Genomic DNA, 2,557 nt, shown 5'->3' on the forward strand with positions numbered 1-2,557 from the left:
TTTGTAGAACGTCGCCGTGCTGATACCCAACTCCCGGCACAGGTCCGGCACCGACAGCCCCGATTCCACGCGCTTGAGCGCGTCCATGATCTGGCTGTCCGTGAATCTCGATTTCTTCATTCTGTAGAACTCCCTCAACAAGAAAATTCTACTTCTGATCACACCGGTTTTTCGGGGGGATTACCTCTCCAGCCCCCGTTACTATCTTCACGCCCCAATTATCGGGGCGTGAAGATAGTAACGGGGGCGGTCGAACCGCTTGCGCGTGCTGCCTACCTGGAGAACATGACGAAGCCACGATCGGTAGCGCTGCAACGCTACCTCGAATGTCGCGAATGCGATTCGAATTGCCTTGTCGCTGAGCGGTGATCGTGCCGCGCGAGGCTCACCGGCGGACGCTGTAGCCAGCGGTTGCTGTGTTGGCCGACAGCCGGAGCTGACGCGGCGTGACTCCGTATTGCCGCTTGATGAGGGTCGTCAGATAGCTCTGGCTGCCGAACCCGCAGTCGAGCGCGATCGACAGGATACTCGCGGACGTATGACAGAGCTGCCAACGCGCGCGTTCGAGGCGACGTTCGATCACGTACTGCATCGGCGTGTGCGCGAACTGATCCTTGAACGCCGTGATCGTTGCGTGTTCGCTCAGGCCGGTCAGCCGGGCCAGATCCGCGAGGCCAATCGGCTTGCCGAGCGCACTGTCGATAAAGCGGTTGATCGTCATTTCGCATAGTGCGTCGGCGGGCCCGCGGAAATCGCCGTGGATGTCGGCTGCGTTGGGGTTGCGTCGATAAGTCGCGCTCGGCGATTCGCCGAATCGTTGATGATACGCGCTCACGAAGCGGCTCGACGGCGTGAAGCCGAACGCATGCAGCGTGCCGACGAAGCTGCGGTCGCCGCTCGCGAGTGCGCGGCGAACGCCGGACAGCCGCCCCTCGACAAAGAGCGTTGCCGAAGGCTGGCCAGTCAGCCGGCGGATCGCATTCTCCAGTACGCCGGTCGGGCGGTTGAGCGTATGCGCGATCGCGCCGAGTGTTTTCCATCGCATCGGGTCGGTTTCGATCATCGCCACGGCGGAACGCGCGATGTGCTCGGTCGCACAGGCGTCCGTCGCGAACGAATCGCTGTAGTTGCTGGCGTGTCGCAACATCAAGTGTTTCAACATGTGCTCGTACAGCGCACGGATGGCCGCCTCCGGCACTGGTGTCAGCAGCAGCATCCTGCGCAGGCAGTCGGCGGCGGCATTCCATTCGACTGCCGCGTCGGCCGTGATCGGTCTCATGTCGAACCGGACCGGCGTGGCGATCGGCCTGCCGATCCACTGCGACACGAAATTGTTCAGTTCGTCGGCATCGAGCATCACAGCGGCATGGTGGAATCCTGTAGGCTGTGATACGCATGCCACATCGCTTGAGGGTGAAACTGGTATTACGTCACCGATCTTGCATTGTGCAACCGTATTCCCGCTTGTGTAAGTCGATTCGCCATTGATGCATGAGGAGAAGAAGTAGTTGTTGGGGTCGCCGTCCGATTCGAAGTGAAAGGGCATTTCGAAGTTGCCATCGTAAGTACCAATTCCATTCCATTGTTGGCCATTGATGACTACTCCCCGCGGACCGGCACGAAGAGCACGAAAACGGTTCTCCGAGTAGATCGATACGAGAAAGTCAGAAACTTCATCCGCATCGACGCTACGGAAACTGTGCGTCTGAACCTGAGATTCGCTCATAATGGTTGTTTATATCTCTTAATTTGATGAATTAATCATAATATAGAATTAATTGGTCGGGCCTGAATAATTCGTTTTGTGCGACGCTGGCTGTTATGTCGCGACGACGGTAGCCGTCGAGCGGTTGAGCAAAGCGATCAGAACAAGGGCGGAAAAAAGCCTCAGCTTCCTGAGGATCATTCTCAGGTCGTGGCCGGCGCCGCACAGCACCGCGTGCATCGCATCGCCGAGCGCGCCTTTGAGCCAGTTCCGATCAAGTTTGCCGTCCGCCTTCATGTGACCGATGGCAGGCTCGATCGCGCTTCGCCTGCGAATCATCGCGCGCAGCCCTCGCGTGATACCGCGCCGCAATCCCGGGTGGTAGATCTTCACGCCCTCGACGGCGACACCCTTGTAGCCGCGATCGACGATGGCAACTTCCGGCTTCACGTCGCTCAAGATCGCCGCTTGCTCCAACGCTTCAGCCAGTGTGTGACCGTCGTATGGGTTGCCCGGCATCGAGCGGGCGCCAACCACCAGGCCTTCCTTGTGCGTCGTGGTGATCGACACTTTCACACCGAACTCATACGGCGTGCGGGCCTTGCCTTTCGCCAAACATTCCACTTCCGGCGCATGCAGCGCGTACAGCTTGTTCTTGTCCTTCTGTTTTCGCGACAGAATGCGCTTCGTGCGACCAATCAATTCCTGCAGCGCGGTGCGCCCAGTGTCGGCCACCGAATCGTGTAGTGGTCAACTAATCCCGGACACTGCGTTAAGTTTTTCTTCCGCAACGGCCGGCGCCAGTCCGTCGTTGAACTGATGCGGCCGTATCCAGTTGTACCGGTGCATCAG

At 59.0% G+C, this 2,557-nt stretch carries 2 protein-coding genes and 1 pseudogene; all 3 read right to left on the bottom strand.

Features of this window, described 5'->3' with window-relative positions; translation table 11 throughout:
- A partial coding sequence (locus ACNQQL_RS35780; protein WP_347069637.1) for a transposase occupies nucleotides 1-120 on the bottom strand: 120 nt, incomplete at its 3' end.
- Between the two features lie 265 nt (nucleotides 121-385).
- Nucleotides 386-1,726 carry an AraC family transcriptional regulator gene (locus tag ACNQQL_RS35785; RefSeq protein WP_347069633.1) on the bottom strand — a complete coding sequence of 447 codons (1,341 nt, stop codon included), beginning with the start codon at nucleotides 1,724-1,726 and terminating at the stop codon, nucleotides 386-388.
- A 93-nt stretch (nucleotides 1,727-1,819) separates the two neighbouring features.
- Nucleotides 1,820-2,443: pseudogene (locus ACNQQL_RS35790) on the bottom strand (transposase); the annotation flags it as partial.
- Nucleotides 2,444-2,557 lie beyond the last annotated feature (114 nt).

Origin of the sequence: Burkholderia sp. LFS061 (assembly GCF_047978125.1) — a bacterium.
Classification (GTDB): Bacteria; Pseudomonadota; Gammaproteobacteria; order Burkholderiales; family Burkholderiaceae; genus Burkholderia; species Burkholderia pyrrocinia_C.

Excerpts from the sequence above, each read along its gene's own strand:
- ACNQQL_RS35785 (WP_347069633.1), bottom strand. The coding sequence starts at position 1,726 with ATGAGCGAATCTCAGGTTCAGACGCACAGTTTCCGTAGCGTCGATGCG.